Annotated in this window: 27 protein-coding genes; 20 read left to right on the forward strand and 7 right to left on the reverse strand. The window is 30.7% G+C overall.

Annotation, left to right across the window (positions count from 1 at the left end):
• Window positions 1-41: 41 nt before the first annotated feature.
• From ACKTST_RS06435 to bshA, 3 genes are all read left to right on the forward strand, one after another.
• Window positions 42-1226: an asparagine synthetase B gene (locus ACKTST_RS06435; RefSeq protein WP_408047224.1), complete on the forward strand. Its 1185-nt coding sequence runs from the start codon at window positions 42-44 to the stop codon at window positions 1224-1226.
• A gap of 61 nt (window positions 1227-1287) precedes the next feature.
• On the forward strand, window positions 1288-2133 hold the full coding sequence (locus ACKTST_RS06440) for a transketolase (RefSeq protein WP_408046928.1): 846 nt from the start codon (window positions 1288-1290) through the stop codon (window positions 2131-2133).
• A 126-nt stretch (window positions 2134-2259) separates the two neighbouring features.
• Window positions 2260-3414, forward strand: coding sequence for an N-acetyl-alpha-D-glucosaminyl L-malate synthase BshA (gene bshA / locus ACKTST_RS06445; protein ID WP_408046929.1), 1155 nt, complete (start codon window positions 2260-2262; stop codon window positions 3412-3414).
• Between the two features lie 28 nt (window positions 3415-3442).
• On the opposite strand, the gene ACKTST_RS06450 is transcribed toward bshA, so the two are convergent.
• From ACKTST_RS06450 to ACKTST_RS06460, 3 genes are all read right to left on the reverse strand, one after another.
• The gene (locus ACKTST_RS06450) at window positions 3443-3895 is read right to left on the reverse strand and encodes a ferritin-like domain-containing protein (RefSeq protein WP_408046930.1); all 453 of its coding nucleotides are present in this window, start codon (window positions 3893-3895) and stop codon (window positions 3443-3445) included.
• Window positions 3896-3968: 73 nt separating this feature from the next.
• Window positions 3969-4169 (reverse strand): hypothetical protein, encoded by a 201-nt coding sequence (locus ACKTST_RS06455; RefSeq protein WP_408046931.1) that lies wholly within the window; start codon window positions 4167-4169, stop codon window positions 3969-3971.
• Between the two features lie 24 nt (window positions 4170-4193).
• Window positions 4194-4667 (reverse strand): hypothetical protein, encoded by a 474-nt coding sequence (locus ACKTST_RS06460; RefSeq protein ID WP_408046932.1) that lies wholly within the window; start codon window positions 4665-4667, stop codon window positions 4194-4196.
• A 157-nt stretch (window positions 4668-4824) separates the two neighbouring features.
• Here ACKTST_RS06460 and ACKTST_RS06465 point away from each other — a divergent pair, with 157 nt between their 5' ends.
• Together ACKTST_RS06465 and ACKTST_RS06470 are read left to right on the forward strand one after the other, a co-directional pair.
• Entirely contained in the window at window positions 4825-5862 is a 1038-nt protein-coding gene (locus tag ACKTST_RS06465) for a helix-turn-helix domain-containing protein (RefSeq protein WP_408046933.1), read from the forward strand.
• 11 nt (window positions 5863-5873) lie between these two features.
• On the forward strand, window positions 5874-6671 hold the full coding sequence (locus ACKTST_RS06470) for a patatin-like phospholipase family protein (protein WP_408046934.1): 798 nt from the start codon (window positions 5874-5876) through the stop codon (window positions 6669-6671).
• A 28-nt stretch (window positions 6672-6699) separates the two neighbouring features.
• Here ACKTST_RS06470 and ACKTST_RS06475 read toward each other — a convergent pair whose 3' ends face one another.
• Window positions 6700-7329, reverse strand: a complete 630-nt coding sequence (locus ACKTST_RS06475; RefSeq protein WP_408046935.1) for an SOS response-associated peptidase family protein — start codon at window positions 7327-7329, stop codon at window positions 6700-6702.
• An 11-nt stretch (window positions 7330-7340) separates the two neighbouring features.
• Window positions 7341-7505, reverse strand: coding sequence for a hypothetical protein (locus ACKTST_RS06480; protein WP_408046936.1), 165 nt, complete (start codon window positions 7503-7505; stop codon window positions 7341-7343).
• 213 nt (window positions 7506-7718) lie between these two features.
• On the opposite strand from ACKTST_RS06480, the gene ACKTST_RS06485 reads away from it, so the two are divergent.
• From ACKTST_RS06485 to ACKTST_RS06500, 4 genes are all read left to right on the forward strand, one after another.
• On the forward strand, window positions 7719-7880 hold the full coding sequence (locus tag ACKTST_RS06485) for a DUF1328 family protein (protein ID WP_408046937.1): 162 nt from the start codon (window positions 7719-7721) through the stop codon (window positions 7878-7880).
• Window positions 7881-8191: 311 nt separating this feature from the next.
• Window positions 8192-8740, forward strand: coding sequence for a hypothetical protein (locus ACKTST_RS06490; RefSeq protein WP_408046938.1), 549 nt, complete (start codon window positions 8192-8194; stop codon window positions 8738-8740).
• 173 nt (window positions 8741-8913) lie between these two features.
• Entirely contained in the window at window positions 8914-9414 is a 501-nt protein-coding gene (locus ACKTST_RS06495) for a Dps family protein (protein WP_408046939.1), read from the forward strand.
• A gap of 51 nt (window positions 9415-9465) precedes the next feature.
• Entirely contained in the window at window positions 9466-10353 is an 888-nt protein-coding gene (locus tag ACKTST_RS06500; protein ID WP_408046940.1) for a mechanosensitive ion channel family protein, read from the forward strand.
• 36 nt (window positions 10354-10389) lie between these two features.
• On the opposite strand, the gene aroB is transcribed toward ACKTST_RS06500, so the two are convergent.
• A complete protein-coding gene (gene aroB / locus ACKTST_RS06505) occupies window positions 10390-11448 on the reverse strand; it encodes a 3-dehydroquinate synthase (RefSeq protein WP_408046941.1) in 1059 nt (352 codons plus the stop codon).
• 99 nt (window positions 11449-11547) lie between these two features.
• Between aroB and ACKTST_RS06510 the strand changes: the two genes are divergently transcribed.
• From ACKTST_RS06510 to hisIE, 11 genes are all read left to right on the forward strand, one after another.
• Window positions 11548-12714 (forward strand): proline dehydrogenase family protein, encoded by a 1167-nt coding sequence (locus tag ACKTST_RS06510; protein WP_408047225.1) that lies wholly within the window; start codon window positions 11548-11550, stop codon window positions 12712-12714.
• Window positions 12714-13022: an LETM1 domain-containing protein gene (locus ACKTST_RS06515; protein ID WP_408046942.1), complete on the forward strand. Its 309-nt coding sequence runs from the start codon at window positions 12714-12716 to the stop codon at window positions 13020-13022. Before ACKTST_RS06510 ends, ACKTST_RS06515 begins: the two co-directional genes overlap by 1 nt.
• 116 nt (window positions 13023-13138) lie before the next feature.
• A complete protein-coding gene (typA, locus tag ACKTST_RS06520) occupies window positions 13139-14911 on the forward strand; it encodes a translational GTPase TypA (protein ID WP_408046943.1) in 1773 nt (590 codons plus the stop codon).
• Window positions 14912-15215: 304 nt separating this feature from the next.
• Window positions 15216-16073, forward strand: a complete 858-nt coding sequence (gene hisG, locus ACKTST_RS06525; RefSeq protein ID WP_408046944.1) for an ATP phosphoribosyltransferase — start codon at window positions 15216-15218, stop codon at window positions 16071-16073.
• Window positions 16074-16088: 15 nt separating this feature from the next.
• The gene (hisD, locus tag ACKTST_RS06530) at window positions 16089-17378 is read left to right on the forward strand and encodes a histidinol dehydrogenase (RefSeq protein WP_408046945.1); all 1290 of its coding nucleotides are present in this window, start codon (window positions 16089-16091) and stop codon (window positions 17376-17378) included.
• A complete protein-coding gene (gene hisC, locus ACKTST_RS06535; protein ID WP_408046946.1) occupies window positions 17371-18405 on the forward strand; it encodes a histidinol-phosphate transaminase in 1035 nt (344 codons plus the stop codon). Before hisD ends, hisC begins: the two co-directional genes overlap by 8 nt.
• Complete coding sequence (hisB, locus tag ACKTST_RS06540) at window positions 18402-19535, forward strand: bifunctional histidinol-phosphatase/imidazoleglycerol-phosphate dehydratase HisB (RefSeq protein WP_408046947.1); 1134 nt, start codon at window positions 18402-18404, stop codon at window positions 19533-19535. The genes hisC and hisB overlap by 4 nt, the downstream gene beginning before the upstream one ends.
• Window position 19536: 1 nt before the next feature.
• The gene (hisH, locus tag ACKTST_RS06545; protein WP_408046948.1) at window positions 19537-20118 is read left to right on the forward strand and encodes an imidazole glycerol phosphate synthase subunit HisH; all 582 of its coding nucleotides are present in this window, start codon (window positions 19537-19539) and stop codon (window positions 20116-20118) included.
• A 42-nt stretch (window positions 20119-20160) separates the two neighbouring features.
• Window positions 20161-20874 (forward strand): 1-(5-phosphoribosyl)-5-[(5-phosphoribosylamino)methylideneamino]imidazole-4-carboxamide isomerase, encoded by a 714-nt coding sequence (gene hisA / locus ACKTST_RS06550; RefSeq protein ID WP_408046949.1) that lies wholly within the window; start codon window positions 20161-20163, stop codon window positions 20872-20874.
• On the forward strand, window positions 20868-21620 hold the full coding sequence (hisF, locus tag ACKTST_RS06555) for an imidazole glycerol phosphate synthase subunit HisF (RefSeq protein WP_408046950.1): 753 nt from the start codon (window positions 20868-20870) through the stop codon (window positions 21618-21620). Before hisA ends, hisF begins: the two co-directional genes overlap by 7 nt.
• Window positions 21617-22201, forward strand: coding sequence for a bifunctional phosphoribosyl-AMP cyclohydrolase/phosphoribosyl-ATP diphosphatase HisIE (hisIE, locus tag ACKTST_RS06560; protein ID WP_408046951.1), 585 nt, complete (start codon window positions 21617-21619; stop codon window positions 22199-22201). Before hisF ends, hisIE begins: the two co-directional genes overlap by 4 nt.
• Here the strand turns inward: hisIE and ACKTST_RS06565 are convergent.
• On the reverse strand, window positions 22198-22599 hold the full coding sequence (locus ACKTST_RS06565; RefSeq protein WP_408046952.1) for a hypothetical protein: 402 nt from the start codon (window positions 22597-22599) through the stop codon (window positions 22198-22200). The genes hisIE and ACKTST_RS06565 overlap by 4 nt on opposite strands.
• Window positions 22600-22655 lie beyond the last annotated feature (56 nt).

Genomic DNA, 22655 nt, shown 5'->3' on the forward strand with positions numbered 1-22655 from the left:
TTTTTTCTAACTCGCTATGGGCATCCTTTATTTATGTACCTATGAGTAATGAGAATCAAAAAAATCATTTAAAAGCATATGGTATTGTGTATTATGCGTTACAAAATGGTTTAAAAGCTAAATGGTTGCTAAATTATGATGGAGGTGCTTTTTTAATTGAGAACAATGAATCGGTTGAAAAAGAGTGTAAAATTCGTGGAGTTTCCTATCAAATTATTTCCGATGCTAAATCAGCATTAATTTTAGAAGAGATTTCTTCCCCTTCAAAAAACCAAGAAGCTGTTACCTTAGAAAAAGCACCAAAAATAGCAGTGTACTCTCCTAAAGATAAAATGCCTTGGGACGATGCCGTAACCATGGTGTTGACTTATGCTGAAATTCCGTTTGATGTTGTATATGACGAAGAAGTTTTAAACGATAAACTGTTGCTTTACGAATGGCTACACTTACATCACGAAGATTTTACAGGGCAATATGGACGATTTTACGGAGCTTTTAGAACTGCACCTTGGTACATTCAACAAAAGAAAGATGCTGAAACTTTAGCTACTAAATTAGGATATGCTAAAGTATCTGAAGAAAAAGGAGCGGTGGCAAAGAAAATCCGTGATTATGTTATTGGAGGCGGATTCATGTTTGCCATGTGTTCTGCAACCGATAGTTTTGATATTGCTTTAGCTGCCGATGGAGTGGATATTTGTGAAGGAATGTTTGATGGTGACGCATCTGAGCCTAATTATCAATCAAAAATTGATTTTAATAAAACTTTTGCTTTTAAAGATTTTGAGTTGATTCGTAATCCAACCACTTATGAGTTTTCTACAATTGATATGACCAGAAAAAGGAGAATTAACAAAGAGGTTGACTATTTTACGTTGAAAGAATTTTCAGCAAAATGGGATCAAGTTCCAACAATGCTCACTCAAAATCATACAATGTTAGTAAAAGGTTTTATGGGGCAAACGACGTCTTTTGATCCGAATACAATAAAATCAACCATAGTAGTTTTAGGAGAAAACAAATCGAACAGAGAAGGGCGTTATATTCATGGAACTAAAGGAAAAGGAATGTTTACGTTTTATGGCGGTCATGACCCGGAAGATTATCAGCATAGAGTAGGAGATCCCAAAACAGAATTAGATTTACACCCAACTTCACCAGGATACCGCTTAATCTTAAATAATGTGTTGTTTCCAGCAGCTAAAAAGAAAAAGCAAAAAACCTAATAAAAGTAATTGCTCATTTTTTTATAATCAGTTACATTTGTGGGCATAAAACAAAACAATAATGCCTACAACACAACAATTACAAGACTTTACACAACAAGTTCGTAGAGATATCGTTCGCATGGTACATGCAGTAAGTTCAGGTCACCCAGGAGGTTCTTTAGGATGTGCTGAATTTTTTACTTGTTTATATCAAGAAATCATGGAGTATTCTACTGATTTTGACATGAATGGTACAAACGAAGATTTATTTTTCTTATCAAACGGACACATTTCACCAGTATATTATAGTGTTTTAGCTCACAGCGGATTTTTCCCTGTTGCTGAGTTGGCAACTTTTAGAAAATTAGATTCTCGCTTACAAGGGCATCCAACAACACACGAACATCTACCAGGTATTCGTATTGCTTCAGGATCGTTAGGTCAAGGAATGAGTGTTGCTATTGGCGCTGCTGAAGCTAAGAAGTTAAATGGAGACGATAAAATTGTATACTCATTACATGGTGATGGAGAGTTACAAGAAGGTCAAATTTGGGAAGCTGCGATGTATGCTGCTGCTAAAAAAGTTGACAACTTAATTTCTACGGTAGATTTAAACGAAAAACAAATTGATGGTACTACAGATGAAGTATTAGCAATGGGAAGTTTAAAAGCTAAGTTTGAAGCTTTTGGTTGGGATGTAATAGAAATAAAAGAAGGAAATGATGTTGAAGCTATTTTAACTGGAATGGCAGAAGCGAAGTCTCATACTGGAAAAGGGAAACCTGTTTGTGTTTTATTACATACTGAGATGGGGAATGGAGTAGATTTTATGATGCATACTCACGCATGGCACGGTAAGGCTCCAAACGATGAGCAATTAGAAGCAGCTTTAGCACAAAATCCTGAAACATTAGGAGACTACTAAGAAATTAAATAGATAGATCAAATCCCACTTCGGTGGGATTTTTTTATGTTTTTATTCACATAAAAACGTAAGCAAAACAGTAAATTTACGTCAGTAATTTAGAATTAAGTAAATACAACGAAATAAATGAAAATAGGAATTGTATGTTATCCTACATTTGGAGGAAGTGGAGTAGTAGCAACCGAATTGGGAATGGCACTAGCCGATAAAGGTCATGAAGTACATTTTATAACTTACAATCAACCTGTTCGATTAGACTTTTTTTCTCATCGATTACATTTTCATGAAGTTGTTTTAGAAGAATATCCTCTCTTTCAATATCAACCATATGAATTAGCATTATCAAGTAAAATGGTAGAGGTGGTTGAAAAACATGAACTTGAAGTTTTGCATGTACACTACGCCATTCCTCATGCTTATGCAGCTTATATGGCTAAAAAAATGTTAGAGGACAAAGGAATTAATATAAAAGTAGTTACTACACTACACGGTACTGATATTACTTTAGTTGGTAGTCACCCAACCTACAAAACTGCAGTAGAATTTAGTATTAATAAATCGGATGAGGTTACAGCGGTTTCTAACAGTTTAAAAAAAGATACACTTCGTTTATTTAATATTGAAAAAGAGATAAAAGTTGTATATAATTTTATTGATGGAGAAAAGTATGACAAAGCACATGAAGGAGAATGTAAAAGAGCAGCTTTAGCAGCACCAAACGAACGAATAGTAACGCATATCAGTAATTTTAGACTCGTAAAACGTACAGATGATGTTATTCGAATTTTTAATAAAGTTCAAAAAGAAATTCCTTCCAAATTATTAATGGTAGGAGATGGTCCTGAACGATTGAAGGCTGAAAACTTAGCTAAAGAACTACAAATTGAAGACAAAGTTTTGTTTATGGGTAACAGCACAGAAGTAGCAAAGATTTTATGCTATACAGATGTGTTTTTATTGCCTTCAGAAACTGAAAGTTTTGGTTTAGCCGCTTTAGAAGCTATGGCTGCAAGTACTCCAGTTATATCAACCAATACTGGTGGTTTACCCGAAGTAAATATTGAGGGTAAAACAGGTTTTTTAAGCAATTTAGGGGATATTGATGAAATGGCTAATAATGCTATCAATATTTTAAAAGATGATGCAATCTTAAATCAATTTAAAGAAAATGCTAAAGAACATATCAAATCTTTTTCGCTAGAAAATATATTGCCTGTTTATGAAGACATTTATAAAAGTTGTTATACTAAAGTAATAAACATAAAAAAAGCAGGTGTTTAACCTGCTTTTTTTTTATCATTAAGTTTTACTATTCAACCTCTTCTAACTTTTTAACAAATATTGCATCGTTTAAAATCATATCTCGTTGAGATTTAATTAGATTTAAGGTAGATTCTGGTAAATGCAACTCAGAGTTTATAACCTCATTATATTCTTCAAGTGATGCTTTTTCACCTCTTAAAGCTTCTTCTAGCATTACTTCTTCATCTTCATTAGAAAAGAATGCTTTAGTATCCATCCACATTCTGTGGGCTTTACCAGCTATACTTCCCCCTTTTTCTGGTGTTTGATTGAATGATGTTATTTCTGCTTTAAGTTGTTTTCCAAAATCTTTACGTTCATTAGCTCTTCGGTTAAAAAAGCTCGTTAAAGATTCACTTTTAACATTATCTGCAGCTGTTTCATAACCTTTAACTGCATCATAATTCTTTTCTAATAGGTTATTTAATTTTTCGGCAACTTCTTGTGTGTAACTATACATTTTTAAGATGTTTTTAATGTTAAGAGTATGTTCTTTTATGATGCTTACTCATTTAGCATCAATAATATTTTTTCTATTTTTTTGAAGTAAAAAAAGAAAGTAGTAAGATAACTACACCTAAACCAAGTGTGATGTATGCATCTTTATTATTTTGCTCAGTAAATTCAGCAACACCAATATCAACGGATGCTTCAGGAGATATTATTTTAAATATCCCGTAAAGTGTTAATGCTACACCTATTACTGTTAATATTAATTTTATTGTTTTATTCATGATTATACGCTTTTATAGGAGTTATTAAAATTGATATCTGATACCTAGTGCAATATCTAAGTCTAAATCATCACTATAATCGTTTGTTAAACCTAACTCTGGTCTTACGTCTAATGATATCACCCATGGAGCATCAAAATTATACTCGATACCCACATCACCTGCTACTAAAGCAAAAATACCATCGTTATTGGGAGTTTCATATGAACCTACACCGGCACCAGCACCTATAAACCAGTTAAATCTTCCATCAAGTTTATTTACCCATTGGTATAGTCCAACTAATTTAAAAGCATCTACATTGTTAGAATTTCTAAATCCTAAATCAAACTCTAATCGGTTGTTTTCTTTTAGATAGTGTTGATATGAAATTTCACCTCCAAATCCGTCATTATCTCCTAATCTTACACCTAATGCATTTTTAGATATTTGCTGAGCTGTAACGCCAAGAGTAAAAAATAATAACGCTCCTATTATTCCGTTTTTTAATAATTTCATTGTTCTCTGTTTTTATATTATACCACAAAATTAAGGCAGCAACATAAGTTGCTTTTGCTCATATCTTTTCAATTTTAACTCATTTACAATAAAATGTTTATTTTTTTATTTTAAATGTTAAACAAAATTATTAATTTTATAATCTATTCAATTAAGCATGACAACAATTAATATCACAGCTAAAGATACCCAGGGTACCGTTAAGCAAATTCAAAGTGTAATAGGAGGCACTATAACAGAAAGATGGGGAGAGTATGTGTTAGATGTTGATAGCAACTTAGCTAATGGTAAAATTACTTTTTTAAATTTTGAGTGGGGGGGAAGCGTATTACAATATGATATAACTTTTTTAGACGACGTTACTTTAGTAATGGACGCTTCAGAGTTTAATCCTATTCATTTTACTTATACAACAGAAGGATGTAGTTATCATAGGTTTGAATTAGAGAATAAAAAAAGAAAGTTAGAGCAATATCAATCGGTAATAATAACAAGTAAAGATGGTGGATTTAACTACGGATATTTTGAAAAAAATGTAAAGCTTAAAATCCACTTAATTCAAATAAGTAGGGTAGAATTTATTCAGAAACGATTGAACGACGCCTCGCTACTAAATAAAAAATTATATAATGTTTTTCATGACCAGCAACATGAAAATGTCTTTGCTTATTTTGGAACTTACAATTTAAAATTAGCAAACCTTATTAAGCAGTATAACGCAATTAAACAAAAAGGAATGATTCGGATTTTGATAAAAGAAGGTATCGTTTACCAAATTTTATCAGAACACATGCTGCAACATAATAAAGATGTAAAGCGAAAAAGAAAACCAGATACTTCTTTAACAAAAAAAGAAATTAGTTTAATCCGAAAAACCGCTCAAAAAATTCTTAAAAATGTAGCTGAAGAATATAATGTAGAAGAATTAGCTAATGAAATAGGTTTAACCCAAGCTAAATTGCAAGAAGGATTTAAGTTGTTGTTTTCTAGAACTGTAATAGAATATATAAGACATGTTCGTTTAGAAGAAGCTCGTGATTTAATGAATAATACTGATTATAACATTTCGCAAATAGTTTATTCTATAGGCTTTTCAAGCAGAAGTTACTTCTCTAAAATATTTAAAAGAAAATATGGAATCAGCCCAAGCGAGTTTTTAAAAAACAAACAAGAAGCCCAAATTAAAATTGCATAAGATAATTTGTTATGATAAAAGAAAAATATGAATGCTCATTAGCAAAACTTAAAGATCTCGACAAGTCTGTTCCTGTTAATTTGGTTTTAAGTGGTGGAGCAGAAAAAGGGGTAGCACATGTTGCTTTACTTGAAAAGTTAGAGGAACTAAATGTTAAAATACATGCTATTTCTGCATGTAGTTCAGGTTCTTTAGTAGGATCGATGTATGCTTCTGGTATGACTCCCAAAGAGATATTAGAATTTTTTAAAAGCACAGAAATATTTCAGTATTCATGGATTACAATTGCCAAACCAGGTATTTTTAATTCATATAACTATGCAAAATTAATTGAAGATAAAATTAAACCTACTTTTGAAGAGTTAAAGATTCCATTAACAGTATCTACAACTAATTTAAATAGATGTGCAACTCAATACTTTTACGAAGGAGAATTATTAAAACCTGTATTAGCTTCATGTGCAATTCCTGGGTTGTTTAATCCGGTTAAAATAGATGGCATGATGTATTCTGATGGTGGAATTATTGATAATTTTCCAACTACACCTTTTGAAGATTCAGAATATCCTGTTATTGGTAGTTATGTGGTATTTCCTTCAGAAAAGAAGAATGAAGAATTAAACACCACCTTAAAGGTTCTAGCACATGCATCAAAACTTCTCATGCTTTCATCAGAAGAGTATAAATTCTTTAATACTTATGCTACAGTTTGTTATCCTTTAGGAGAGTTTAGTGGATACAATATAAAAGAAGTTGAAGATATATACAAAGCCGCAAAATCTTACATTGAAGAAAAAATGGCTACCTAATTATTTTTACTTCATAATTATTAGCTTTTCAAGAAGCTATTCTTTGAATGTTAAATTTTGAATCATAGGGTTTACTGATTATAAACTCAATATCTTTCATATTTGTTGAAGAATCTAACCAAGCATTTTTGAACATTCTAGGTATTTGCAAAGGCATAACTTCATACAAGTTATTAAAATCGTTTAATTCTTTAGTAGCTTTGGTATTAATTACAGAGCAAGTTGTAAATCCGTCATTAGTAATGTTATAGATACCTGCTAAATAAAAAGGCTCTTGAGTTACCTTTTCAACTAAATAGTTTTCGATTTCACCATCAATAATTTTGTGAGCATAAAACCCTGTAACAATTAGCAAACACCTTCTATAAAGCAAAGCATCTTTAAATAACACATTTTGTAATATCTCTTCTTTATTGGTGTGTAGCGTTCTTTTTATATTTTGAAATTTACTCCAGTTTTCAGTATAATTTTGAGGTAAAATCCCCCATATACCTTGCGTAATTTCATTTGGAGCATCCATAGTAATAATACTTATTGTTTGTTCTTTAAATCCATTAATTTTACGTCTAGGCTTATGTAAATGAGGATACCTAAAGTTTAATCTGGTAAACTCTTTAATTCTTTCTTTGCTTGCTATGTTTGATAGCTTATAATTCATTTAATTAGTATTTATTGCTCATTAAAAGTAAAAATCATTGTAACTCCAATAAGTAAACATGCTACAATAATGAAGAATGCTACTTTTGTTACTTTATTATTTTGAAAAATATAGTTTCTATTTTCCGATTGAGGGTTCTCTTTAATTAATTTAAAATTCCTGTCTTGTTCTTTCATAATTATTAATTATTAGTTGACACAAAATTACAATACGAAGCTTGTTTTTATTGATTCAAAAGATATTGTTCTTTGCTCATTTCATTAGAAAATAGCACATAGCAAATGAGTTAAGATTGAATTTAAATGAGGGAAGATTAAGAGTAAACCCTACATAAATTTGCATTGTACAAAAGTTGTACTTTAAAATATTAACCTTAAAAACTTTGAATTATGTTACGTTGGACAATCACATTTATTATAATTGCAATTATTGCTGGTATTTTAGGATTTGGTGGAATTGCTGGTGCTGCCGCAAGTTTTGCTAAAATTGCCTTTTTTATATTTTTAGTTTTGTTTGTTATATCATTATTAACAGGTAGAAAAAAAGTATAAACCTAACTTTTATATAAAATCAATCTCAAAGGACGCAACAGCGTCCTTTTTTATTATTTATATATTTTTAACAAAATAACTGATGTAAACACAATTAAGAAGTGTTTAAATATTGTTAATTTATTAAATGAGCAAAAAACAAAATTAAATGAGCAAAAGACAACTGAACTCTTACAGTACTTTTGTACCAAACAAATCGAGTAAAGGTTTTGTTTAATAATAACAGAATAAGAAATATCAAAAAATATTTCAGATGTTAAAAAGTACACATCTAAAAATAAGCTACTTGTAATTTTTAAAACATAATAAAAATGAAAAATTTAATAGTAGGATTATTATTTATCTTCGGTATTACCGTTGCAAATGCACAGACAGAGGTAATTAAAACAACAGAGGTAAAAAAGAATCAAAAAGTAAACGAAAACGGAGTTGCATATAACACAAAAGTAAAAGTAATTACTAAAAAAGAGAAAACAACAAAGTTTGACCCGAATCAAAAACATCGATTAAATCAAGATGTTGTAGAATCACCAATTACCGTAGAAAAAACAATTATGGTAGATAATGATGGAGATTCATTCTATGATTCAAAAGCTAAAATTAAATACTTTAAGTATAAAGGAAACAAATATGATTTCTTAATTAACAAAAATGACTTGTTAATTACTTATAAATTAGATGATAAAGATATTACATCGGCAAGAGCCATTAAATCTATCAACAATAACTTTTATATTGTAGAAGGTAAAGATTTTAACGGAGTTGGATACTTTAACAAGTATAATGATTTTATAGTTGAGTATAAAAATAAAGAATCTAACAAGCTTGAATATGCAGTTTTTGAAACTTTTAAAATGTAATAGTTAAGCAGTTAAACAATACTAAAGAGGTGAATTAATTCACCTCTTTTTTTATGAATACTTTTTTTGAGTTTGAAATGAGCAAACATCAAAATTAATAGAGCAAAAATGCACTAGAATCTCACAGTATTTTTGTGTAAACCTTATTTATTAACAACAAAACATAAAGAATAATGAATTATTTAAATATGCAAAACGAAAACGTATTACCTGTAGCAAAAGAATTAAATCAGTTGTTAGCAGAGTATCACGTATATTATCAAAAACTAAGAAACTTTCACTGGAATATTGTAGGTAAAAACTTCTTTGAATTACACGAAAAATTTGAAGAAATGTACATTGACGCTAGAGCTAAAATAGATGAAATCGCAGAACGTATTTTAACCTTGCAATACCATCCGATAAGTAGATATAGCAGATACTTAAAAATAGCTTCAATTTCTGAAGAAAGTCCTTTTCAAACAGATTCTGATATGGTTTATATCTTATTAGACGATCATAAAACATTATTAAAACAAATGTCTGAAGTAATTAAAAAGGCTGAAGAAGCTAGCGATGAAGGTACTTTAGATATGATGGGAAGTTATATTGCTTCATTAGAAAAAACTAGTTGGATGTTAAATGCGTGGACAAAAAGCACTGTAGAGCAATTAAAAGAAGATTTAGTAATGTAATCACCAAAATTTCTTTTTTAAAAACAAATTAATAACATTTTAAAACAATACATGAATTTTAACAACACTATAAATAAAATAAAAACTGCTACAGAAGCCTATTGGAATGAGTTTGTAGCTCAAATACCAGGTATTATAATTGCTATAATTATTATTGCCTTAGGTATCTTATTAGCTAACTTTATTTCTTCTCTTTTCAAAAAGGCTATTTCTAAAAAAACTCACGATCCTTTAATGACCAACTTTTTAAGTAAAACTATTAAAATAGGGTTAATCACACTGGTTTTAATGTTGGGCTTAAAAGTAGCTGGTTTAGGTGGGGTAGCAGCAGGGTTACTAACCGCTGCAGGTGCTTCTGCAGTTATTTTAGGTTTTGCTTTTAAAGATGTTGGTGAAAACTTTATTTCTGGGGTTATTTTGTCTTTTAATAGACCTTTTAATGTGAATGATACTGTTAAAATCGGAGATATTTTTGGGAAAGTTAAAATGATGGAGTTCCGATTTAGTAAATTAAAAACGTTTGATGGAAGAGATGTATACATTCCTAACAGTGATATTGTTAAAAAACCCGTTTATAATTATACTGAAGACGGATTTTACCGTTCTGATTTCATTGTAGGTATTGATTATGATGATGATATAGATACTGCAAAAAAAGTAATTATTGATGCTGTTATTAGCACCAATGGTGTTGTTGATACCGATGAGCATGAATGTTTTGTAACGGTAGATAGCCTGGGGGTTAGTACCGTTAATTTGAAAGTAATTTTCTGGACTAAAACCAAAGAATATAAACGAGGTACTTTAGAAATAAAAAGTGATGTTATTAAAAACGTAAAAAATGTGATTATAAAAAATGGGCTGAATATGCCCGCAGATATTACAGAGATTAAACTCTACGGTTCTCAAGATAGTATTCCTATTACCGTAACTAAATAAAACAAAAAAGAGCAACATTTATGTTGCTCTTTTTCTTTATAAATTATAATATGCTAAACTTTCTCGAATCAGCTCTTCAGAAGCTTTACAGTTAATTTCAAAGTTTTCGTAATCATTTAAAAGAACAAAGTTAATTTCTCCACTAACGTTTTTCTTATCATGCTTCATTAATTCAATTATATATTGAAAATCATTTTCATTAATAAGAACCTTACCATAAATTTTGATGATAGCATCTTTTATTTCTGATACTTTTTCCTTCGGAAAGTCTAAAATTTCTGATGATAAATAGGCTTCACAAACCATTCCAATAGCAATAGCTTCACCATGAGTTAACGCTTCTTTCTCAGGATTTTCTAAAAAATAAGATTCAACACCATGCCCAATAGTATGTCCCCAGTTTAATACTTTACGAACACCTTGCTCTTTAGGATCTTCTAAAACAACGTCATTTTTAATTTCTATTGAACGGTGGATTAAATCCACAATATTAACCTGACTATTATCTTTTATTTCATTAAAAAGGTTGATATCATGCGTCATTCCATACTTAATAATTTCAGCGGTACCAGAACGAATTTCACGAGCAGAAACCGTATGTAAATACTCTGCATCAATCACAATCATTTCAGGATTTGCAAAAACACCAATTTGATTTTTTAAGACACCTAAATCAACTCCGGTTTTTCCTCCAACAGAAGCATCTACCATACTTAATAATGTAGTTGGAATATTTACAAAATCAATTCCGCGTTTAAAAGTTGAAGCAACAAAACCACCCAAATCAGTAATTACACCACCTCCTAAAGTGATTAATAAGCTTTTTCTATCGGCTCCTAATTCAGTCATCACATTCCAAACCCCCATACAAGTTTCCATATTTTTATGAATTTCACCTGCATCAATTTGAATAACCTCTAATGGCTTATCAGTAGTAAATAACTGCATAAATCGAGGATAGCAATGCTCTAAAGTATTGTCATCTACTAAAATATATATAGATGAATAATTTTTTTTAGAAATTAATGAATTTAATTCATTATATGCTTTTTCATCAAAATGAATAGGATATGTTGCTGCGTTTATTGTAGTCATTAGAATTAAAAATATATAGCGAAATTAACTAGAAAAAATTAAAATATGTCATGCTACTCATTTATATTTGTCAATAAATAAGATATTAATATTACCTCTATAATGAGACTTTTTGATAACACCGAAACTGCTTTTAAATTAAAATCTGATTCAGAATTAGAACGTGCCTATTTTTTGTTTAAAATGATACAAAGTCAACCAATGGTTCGTATTGGTACTGCGGTAACTAATTTTGCGTTAAAAGCACATTTACCAGTTGAAGGATTAATCCGCTCAACGGTTTTCGACCATTTTTGTGGAGGAGTAACCGAAGACGATTGTTTACCTAACATTGAAAAAATGTACGAACAAGGTAATGTTCATAGCATTTTAGATTATTCGGTTGAAGGAAAAGAAGACGAAGCTCAATTTGATGATGCTTTAAAAATGACCTTAAAAACCATCAATTTTGCTGAAGAAAAGCAATCTATTCCATATGCTGTTTTTAAACCAACAGGTTTTGGTCGTTTTGCATTGTATCAAAAGTTGACTGAAGGAAAAGAGTTGACTTCTGAAGAAAAAGAAGAGTGGAGTAGAGTCGTAAATCGTTATCATGAAGTATGTAAAGCTGCTGTAGCGAAAGATGTTCCTTTATTAATTGATGCAGAAGAAAGCTGGATGCAAGATGCAGCAGATGATTTAATTGAAGAATTGATGGAAACCTATAACAAAGAAAAAGCCATCGTTTTTAATACATTACAAATGTACCGTCACGATCGTATGGAGTATTTACGTAATTTACATCAAAGAGCGCATCAAAAAGGATTTCATATAGGTATGAAAGTGGTTCGTGGTGCTTATATGGAGAAAGAACGAGAAAGAGCAAAAGAAAATGGATATGAATCGCCAATTTGTGTAGACAAACAAGCTACAGATGATAATTATAACGAAGCTGTTCGTTATATGATGGATCATAAAAACATGGCAATTTTTGCAGGAACTCATAACGAAGAGAGCTCTTATTTATTAATGGATTTAGCAAAAGAACACAACATTGCTACAGATGATAAACGTATGTGGTTCGGGCAATTATATGGTATGAGTGATCATATTAGCTTTAACTTAGCAAAAGAAGGTTATAACGTTGCTAAATACGTACCTTTTGGTCCTGTCCGTGATGTTATGCCTTATTTAATTCGTAGAGCAGAAGAAAACACTTCTGTAGCAGGACAAACGTCACGAGAATTAAATTTACTAAAAACCGAAAAAGCGCGTCGTAAACTGTAATGAATACGGTTGATGAAATAAAAGAAGCTATTCAAAAAAACAAAAAAAGACTAGCAATAGAACTCCAAGAAAGTAAGGAGCTAGTTTTTCTTATAAAAAAATCGTTAACAACTTCGTTAACCGATGAAGAAAAGGCAAAAGTAAAAGAACAAATGCTAGACATTTGTAAAGCAATACCTGCTTTTACGGTATTTATGTTACCAGGAGGAGCATTACTTTTGCCTTTACTCATCAAACTAATTCCTGATATTTTACCTAGTGCTTTTAAAGCAAATGATGAGGAATTAAAGACAAAAAAACAAGAGTAATATAAGTCTTACCTTCAATAATTTACCTTTCAAAAAACAATTTCAAAGCACAAATTATAAAATTTGTAATTCGTAAGCAATAAAACACTACTTTTGCAGCTTCAAAATAAGCACGAATGCAATCAATAAGAAACATTGCTATTATAGCACACGTTGACCACGGAAAGACTACCTTGGTTGATAAAATTATAGATCAAGCTAAAATTTTAGACGAACGTAAAGAACGTACCGATTTATTATTGGATAACAACGATTTAGAGCGTGAAAGAGGAATTACAATTCTTTCTAAAAACGTATCGGTAAACTACAAAGACGTAAAAATTAACGTAATCGATACTCCTGGGCACGCCGACTTTGGTGGAGAAGTAGAACGTGTATTAAAAATGGCAGATGGTGTGTTATTATTGGTTGATGCTTTTGAAGGACCAATGCCACAAACACGTTTCGTTTTAGGTAAAGCAATCGAGTTAGGATTAACTCCTATTGTAGTAGTAAACAAAGTTGATAAAGAAAACTGTACGCCAGATTTAGTACACGAAAAAGTATTCGATTTAATGTTTGCTTTAGAAGCTACTGAAGAGCAGTTAGACTTTACTACGATTTACGGTTCAGCTAAAAATGGTTGGATGAGTACAGATTGGCAAGAGCCAAAAGAAGATATCATCGATTTATTAGATGCTGTAATCGAAACAATTCCTGAAGCACCTTACCGTGAAGGATCTCCTCAAATGCAAATTACATCGTTAGATTATTCTTCTTTTAAAGGAAGAATTGCTATCGGACGTGTATATCGTGGAGATTTAGAAAAGAACAAAGATTACATGCTTTGTAAAGCTGATGGTACTACAAAAAAGGTTCGTATCAAAGAATTACACGTTTTTGAAGGAATGGGTAAGGCTGAAGCAGACAAAGTTCGTAGTGGAGATATTTGTGCAGTAACTGGTATTGACGATTTCGAAATTGGTGACACTATTGCCGATTTAGAAGCTCCAGAAGCATTACCAAGAATTGAAGTAGATCAACCTACAATGAGTATGTTATTTACCATTAACAACTCGCCATTTTTTGGTAAAGAAGGAAAGTTTGTAACCTCTCGTCACTTACGTGATCGTTTATTTAAAGAGATGGAGAAAAACTTAGCGTTACGTGTTGATGAAACTGATACTGAGGATAAGTTTAACGTATTTGGACGTGGAATTCTTCACTTATCTGTATTAATAGAAACAATGCGTCGTGAAGGATATGAATTACAAGTTGGTCGTCCACAAGTAATTTTAAAAGATATTGATGGCGTTAAATGTGAACCTTATGAAACATTATCTATCGACGTACCAGAAGATGTAGCTTCAAAAGCTATTAATTTAGTAACATTACGTAAAGGAGATTTATTAGTAATGGAACCTAAAGGAGATTTACAACACTTAGAGTTTAATATTCCGTCAAGGGGATTAATCGGTTTACGTAATAAGATATTAACAGCTACAGCTGGTCAAGCAATTATCAACCACCGTTTTAGTGAGTATGGTCCTTATAAAGGAGAATTTTCTGAAGATTTAAAAGGAGCTATTGTTTCTTCTGAAACAGGAAAAGCTACTGCTTATGCTATTGACCGTTTACAGGATAGAGGAAATTTCTTTATTGATCCTAACCAAGAAATTTATAAAGGACAAGTTGTAGGTGAAAATTCTAAAGATGGCGATTTAGCAGTAAACTTAATTAAAGGAAAGAAGTTAACAAACGTACGTGCTTCTGGTTCTGATGATGGTGTAAAAATTGCTCCAAAAATTGATTTTTCTTTAGAAGAATGTATGGAATACATCAGAGTAGATGAATACTTAGAAGTAACTCCAGAGAGTTTACGTATGCGTAAAATTAACTTTGTAAAATAAGTAGATTCAAATAAAAAGGATATAAAACCACTTGATAATCAAGTGGTTTTTATTTTTTATATAAAAAATTTGGATATTTTAAAATAAATAACAAATCTTTGTAGCAACAAAATAAAAGACATGAGTTTTATTCAATTACATCATCATCATTTTCATACTTGCACTCAAGCGATCTGAAAATGTATTGAATAAAATCAAAATATATTTTAAACCCGTTTGAGTAAATCAAACGGGTTTTTTATTTCCAAAGGCGCCACGGATATATCTTCTCAAAACGATTTACTCAAACCTATTCAAAACTAAAATGAGTAAATTAAAAATAGCCATACAAAAATCAGGAAGACTTAATGAAGATTCCTTACAAATATTAAAAGACTGTGGTATTTCTATTGATAATGGAAAAGACCAACTCAAAGCTACAGCAAGCAATTTTCCTATAGAAATATTCTACTTACGTAACGGGGATATTCCTCAATATTTAAAAGACGGAGTAGTAGATGCAGCAATTATAGGGGAGAACTTATTAATTGAAAAAGCAAACGATATTCCCTTTATTGAAAGACTAGGCTTTTCAAAATGTAAGGTTTCTTTAGCGATTCCTAAAGGAGAAAAGTACCAAGGAATAAACTTCTTTCAAGGAAAAAAAATAGCTACTTCGTATCCAAATACTGTTCAATACTTTTTGAATAAAAATAATATTCAAGCCCAATTACATATCATTAATGGATCCGTTGAAATTGCTCCAAACATTGGATTAGCCGATGGTATTTGTGATATCGTTTCTAGCGGATCTACACTATTTAAAAACAATTTAAAAGAAGTAGAAGTTTTATTGACTTCGGAAGCAGTTCTAGCTGTTTCTCCAATAATAAAAGAAGAAAAACAAAAAGTACTCAACAAATTACAGTTTAGAATTCAGTCGGTTTTAAAAGGAAGACAATCAAGATACGTTTTACTAAACGCTCCTAATAAAAACTTAGAAAAAATCATAAAAATCTTACCTGGAATGCGTAGCCCAACAGTTTTACCCTTAGCCGAAGAAGGATGGAGTTCAGTTCATTCCGTACTCAACAAAAATGAGTTTTGGAAAATCATTGATGAATTAAAAAACAACGGAGCTGAAGGTATTTTGGTTTGTCCGATAGAAAAAATGGTAATCTAATCAAAAAAATAAGAGATGAGAATTATAAACAACCCAAAAAAATCAACTTGGGAGTCGTTAAGTACAAGAGCTACAATCAATAAACAAGGGTTAGGAGAAACTGTACAAACTATCATAAATGATGTAAAACTTAATAAAGACAAAGCAATAAAGAAGTACTCTCAATTATTAGATAATGTTTCTTTAAGTTCTTTTAGCGTAACTAAAAATGAAATTGAAGATGCTAAAAATTTAGTTTCAGAAGAATTAAAACAAGCAATACGATTAGCAAACTCAAACATTGAAAAATTCCACAGCTCTCAAAAAGAAAAAGAAACTAAAATAGAAACAACTGAAGGTGTAACTTGTTGGAGAAAAAGTGTTCCTATTGAAAAAGTAGGATTATACATTCCAGGAGGAACAGCACCTTTGTTTTCAACAATTTTAATGTTAGGTATTCCTGCAAAACTAGCAGGATGTGAAGAAATCATTTTATGTACACCTCCTAACAAAAATGGAAAAATAAATCCCGTAATTTTATATACAGCTTCATTGGTAGGAGTCACCAAAATTTTTAAAGTAGGAGGTGCACAAGCAATCGCAGCAATGGCCTATGGTACAGAAACGATTCCGAATGTGTACAAAATATTAGGACCAGGAAATCAATTTGTAACCAAAGCAAAAGAGCTTGTGCAACAAGATGGAATAGCGATTGACATGCCCGCAGGACCAAGCGAAGTATTGGTTATTGCAGATGAAACATCGAAACCAGCATTTGTAGCTGCCGATTTACTATCTCAAGCAGAACACGGAGTTGATAGTCAATCAATTTTGGTTACCACTTCTAATACGGTAGCTCAAAATGTGGTTACAGAACTTAATAAACAACTAGAAGATATACCAAGAAAAGACATTGCTATAAAAGCAATTGAAAACAGTTTTTGCTTGGTTTTAGAAGATATTGAATCTTGTTTTGAATTTAGCAATGTATATGCTCCTGAGCATTTAATTATTGCTTCAAATTTGGCTGATAGTTGTATTGATAAAATAAAAAATGTGGGATCTGTTTTTTTAGGGAATTATAGTTGTGAAAGCGCTGGTGACTATGCAAGTGGTACAAATCATACACTACCTACTAACGGATTCTCTAAAAGTTATAGTGGTGTTTCATTAGATAGTTTTGTAAAAAAAATCACGTTTCAAAAAGTAACAAAAGAGGGGATTAAAAGTATTGGAAATGCCATTGAACTTATGGCAGAAGCTGAAGGTTTGCAAGCTCACAAAAACGCAGTAACACTTAGATTAAAAGAAATTAATAATGTTTAGTTTAAAAAATATAGTACGACCAACTATTCAGCAATTAAAACCCTATTCATCAGCAAGAGATGAATTTAAAGGTACTGCTGAAGTGTATTTAGACGCGAATGAAAATCCGTTTGGAAAGTATAATAGATACCCTGATCCTTTGCAATTAAGCTTAAAAACAAAACTTTCAGAAATAAAAAAAGCATCAATAAATCAAATTTTTATAGGCAATGGAAGTGATGAAGTAATAGATATAGCTTTCAGAATTTTTTGTGAACCCGGAAAAGATAAAGCACTAACATTTTCTCCTACTTACGGAATGTATGATGTTTCTGCAGCTATTAATAATGTAGAATTGATAAAGCAACATTTACTGTCTGATTTTCAAATAAATTTAAATCAATTGCAACCTTATCTAGAAATGGATGATGTGAAATTGCTATTTATTTGTTCACCAAATAACCCAACAGGAAACTGTATCAACAAAGAAGATATCGAGTACATTCTTAACAACTTTAACGGAATTGTAATAATTGATGAAGCATATATAGATTTTAGTACCAAAGTTTCTTTTATTTCTGAAATAGAGAACTATCCGAATTTAATTGTAAGCCAAACTTTTAGCAAAGCATGGGGATTGGCAGGCGTTAGGGTAGGAGTAGCGTATGCTAACAAAGAGATTATCAATCTATACAACAAAGTTAAACCGCCTTATAATGTAAGTACATTAAATGAAGAAGCTGTACTGAAAAAATTAGAAAACTTAACTCAGTTTGAAATAGAGAAAAACATCATCTTAAAAGAAAGAGAAAAGTTAATAACTGAATTGCAAAAAAATTCATTCGTTACAAAAATTTTTCCAACCGAAACAAACTTTATTTTAATTGAAGTTAACAATGCAAATCAATTGTATAAAGAGTTAGTAGCTAAAAAAATAGTTACCAGAAATAGAAACAGTTTGGTAAACAACTGTTTAAGAATTACCGTTGGAAGTCCAGAAGAAAACCAAAAACTCATCAACACCTTAATAACACTACAAGAAATATGAAAAAAGTATTATTTATAGATAGAGACGGAACCCTTATAAAAGAACCTGCAGATTATCAGGTAGATTCTTTTGAGAAATTAGAGTTTTATCCAAAGGTTTTTCAAGGATTAGGAAAAATAGCCAGAGAATTGGATTATGAATTGGTTTTAGTAACCAATCAAGACGGATTGGGAACAGAAGTGTATCCAGAAAATACTTTTTGGCCTGTTCAAAATTTTATAATGAATACATTCAAACAAGAAGGAATTGTTTTTAGTAATATGCTTATAGATAAAACATTTGCAAAAGACAACCAACCAACAAGAAAGCCTAATACAGGATTGTTAACTGAATATTTTTCCTCGGGGTATGATTTAGAAAATTCGTTTGTAATTGGAGATCGATTAACCGATGTTGAGTTAGCTAAAAATTTAAAAGCGAAAGCCATTTATATAAATGATGAAACGTATTTAGGTCCAGGCGAAATCACGGTAAAATTAAATGATTTAGAGGAGTTTATCGCTCTAGAAAGCAATGATTGGAATACAATTTATGAATTCTTAAAACTCAAAGATAGAACTACTACTATTGTTAGAAACACCAATGAAACCAACATTGCTATTCAGTTAAATTTAGACGGAACTGGAAAAAGTAATATACATACAGGAATTGCATTTTTTGACCATATGTTAGATCAAATTGCACGTCACGGACAAATGGATTTGGATATTCAAGTACAAGGCGATTTAGAAGTGGATGAACATCACACTATTGAAGATACGGCTATAGCATTGGGTGAAGTTTTTAATAAAGCGTTAGAGAATAAATTAGGAATTGAACGTTACGGATTTTGTTTACCTATGGATGATTGCTTAGCTCTAGTAGCTATTGATTTTGGTGGAAGAAATTGGTTAGTGTGGGAAGCTGATTTTAAAAGAGAAATGGTTGGTAAAATGCCAACAGAAATGTTTTATCACTTCTTTAAATCATTTACCGATGGCGCTAAATGCAATTTAAACATCAAAGCAGAAGGAACCAACGAGCACCATAAAATTGAAGCTATTTTTAAAGCATTTGCAAAATCCATAAAAATGGCAGTTAAAAGAGATGTTGATAAGATGATTTTACCATCAACTAAAGGAGTTTTATAAAATGATTGCAATTATAAAATACAATGCTGGTAATATCCGATCCGTACAAAATACTATTTCGCGTTTGGGATATGAAAGTATTATTACAGATAACCCAGAAGAAATAAAAACAGCAGATAAAGTAATATTTCCTGGAGTTGGAGAAGCAAGTTCAGCAATGAATTATCTAAAAGAAAGGAAATTAAATGATATTATCTTATCACTAAAACAACCAGTACTAGGTATTTGTTTGGGGTTGCAGTTGATGTGTAAATCATCAGAAGAAGGAAACACAACCTGTTTAGGAATTTTTGATACAGTAACCAAACAATTCCCACCAAAAGATAAAGTACCACATATGGGTTGGAATAGTTTTTCTAAAATCAAAAAAGTGCCTTTGCTAAAAAAAATAAATTTAGAGGACGACTTGTATTATGTGCATGGATATTATGCTGAAACTTGTAATGAAACTATTGCTACTTGCAATTACATTAAAGAATTTAGCTCGGTAATGCAAAAAGATAATTTTTATGCAATGCAGTTTCATCCAGAAAAATCTGCTAGTGTTGGAGAACAATTATTAAAAAACTTTTTAGAACTATAACATCAATCTGAACTTGTTTCAGAATCATATCACAACAAAAAAATGAGAATCATACCTGCAATAGATATTATAGAAGGTAAATGTGTACGTCTTACAAAAGGAGATTATACAACCAAAAAAATATATAATGAAAACCCGCTAGAAGTAGCGAAAGAATTTGAAGCAAACGGAATTCAATATTTGCATTTAGTAGATCTTGACGGAGCAAAATCAAACAAAATAATTAACTATAAAGTCTTGGAAGAAATAGCATCTAAAACCAACTTAAAAATAGATTTTGGTGGAGGTTTAAAATCAGATGAAGATTTGCGAATAGCTTTTGAAAACGGAGCAAGTCAAATAACAGGAGGTAGCATTGCGGTTAAAAATCCAGCGATGTTTATTAATTGGTTGTCTAAGTACGGAAGTGAAAAAATTATTTTAGGAGCTGATTGCAAAAACAGAAACATAGCAACACATGGTTGGACGGAAACTTCTCAAGTTGATGTGGTAGATTTTATTTATGACTATGAAGAAATAGGAGTACAAAATGTTATTTGCACAGATGTTGCTAAAGACGGAATGTTACAAGGAACTTCAAATGATTTGTATCAAGAAATTTTAAGTAAAACAGCTGTTAATCTTATAGCTAGTGGTGGGGTTGCTAGTATAGATGATTTATACAAAGTTGAAGAGATTGGATGCGAAGGTGTTATTATAGGAAAAGCTATATACGAAGGAAAAATAACTTTAAAAGAATTACAGAAATTATGTTAAAGAAAAGAATCATTCCTTGTTTAGATATAAAAGATGGGAGAACAGTAAAAGGTGTAAATTTTGTTGATATTAAAGATGCAGGTGATCCTATTGAATTAGCAAAAAGATATGTTATTGAAGGAGCAGATGAACTAGTTTTTTTAGATATAACTGCTACACTTGAAAACAGGAAAGCCTTGGTGAAATTGGTAGAAAGAATTGCTAAGGAAATCAATATTCCATTTACTGTTGGAGGAGGTATTAGCTCTGTTGAAGATGCTTTAGCGTTAATACAAGCAGGAGCAGATAAAATAAGTATTAATTCTTTGGCGGTAAAGAATCCACAATTGATTACCGATTTAAAAAACCGTTTTGGAAGTCAGTTTGTAGTCGTAGCTATCGATACAAAACTTGTTAACGGAAAATGGAAAGTTTTTATAAAAGGAGGAACCTATGAAACCGAGTTAGAAACCTTAGCATGGGTTAAAAAGGTTGAGGAACTAGGTGCAGGAGAAATTCTGTTAACATCTATGAATAGCGATGGCACTAAAAACGGATTTGATATTGAAACAACTAAAGCTGTAAGTGAGCTAGTAAACATTCCTGTAATAGCTTCTGGGGGTGCTGGAAAAACCCAACATTTTACAGAAGTATTTACTAAAACACAAGTAAATGCTGGTTTAGCCGCTAGTATTTTCCATTTTGGTGAAATTCCAATTCCACAATTAAAAAATGAATTAAAAAATAAAAATATACCTATTAGATGAAAATAGATTTTACAAAAGGAAACGGATTAGTTCCCGTAATTATTCAAAATAAAACAACATTACAAGTGTTAATGCTAGGTTATATGAACGAAGAAGCATTCACTAAAACAAAAGAAGAAGGCAGAGTAACTTTCTTTAGTAGAAGTAAAAATAGGTTATGGACAAAAGGGGAAACTTCAGGTAATTTTTTATGGGTAAAAGATATTCAAGTAGATTGTGATAATGATACTTTATTAATTAAAGTAACACCTGAAGGACCAACCTGTCATAAAGGAACTATTTCTTGCTTTGGAAAAGATGAAGCTAAAGGTTTTTTGTACCAGTTAGAAAGTATTATTCATAATCGAATAGACACTAATGATGAAAACTCATATACCAATCAATTATATAAAAAAGGAATTAACAAAGTAGTGCAAAAAGTAGGAGAAGAAGCTGTAGAATTAGTTATTGAAGCTAAAGACACTAACGACGATTTGTTTAAAAACGAAGCAGCAGATTTATTATATCACTATTTAATTTTACTGAAAACCAAAGGGTTTAGCTTATCTGAAATTGAAGCCGTTTTAAAAAACCGAAATTAATGCTCAACTGAAATAGAGGTGTCATAATATGTTTTAGAACCAACCTTATAACTATGTTGAACTAATAAGACTTTGGAATAATTTCCTTTAAAAAGATGTTGGTAATATCTAATTTCATCTATGTTTTCAGCATTATATACTATTTGTTCTTTTTGGTTATTTACTTTACCATAAAAAGCTATCTGATACGCATTTTTTAATTTAGAGCCTTTATAACTCGAAGAAAAAGCTATTTTATCAACTTTAAAATCGACTGTTTGATTGTTATATTTTTGAGGAGATCTAAAAAAGAAGTTTTTATACTTATCATCAACATTTTTTAGTTTTAAACTTTTCTTTTGAGCATTAACACTAACACTACAAAGAATAACCCATATAATCAACGCTATTTTTTTCATGATTTTATTTTTTTGATGGTTTATAAATTTAATAAAAATTAAATAAACAACTGATT

The organism is Tenacibaculum crassostreae, from assembly GCF_964512405.1.
GTDB classification, from domain to species: Bacteria; Bacteroidota; Bacteroidia; order Flavobacteriales; family Flavobacteriaceae; genus Polaribacter; species Polaribacter crassostreae.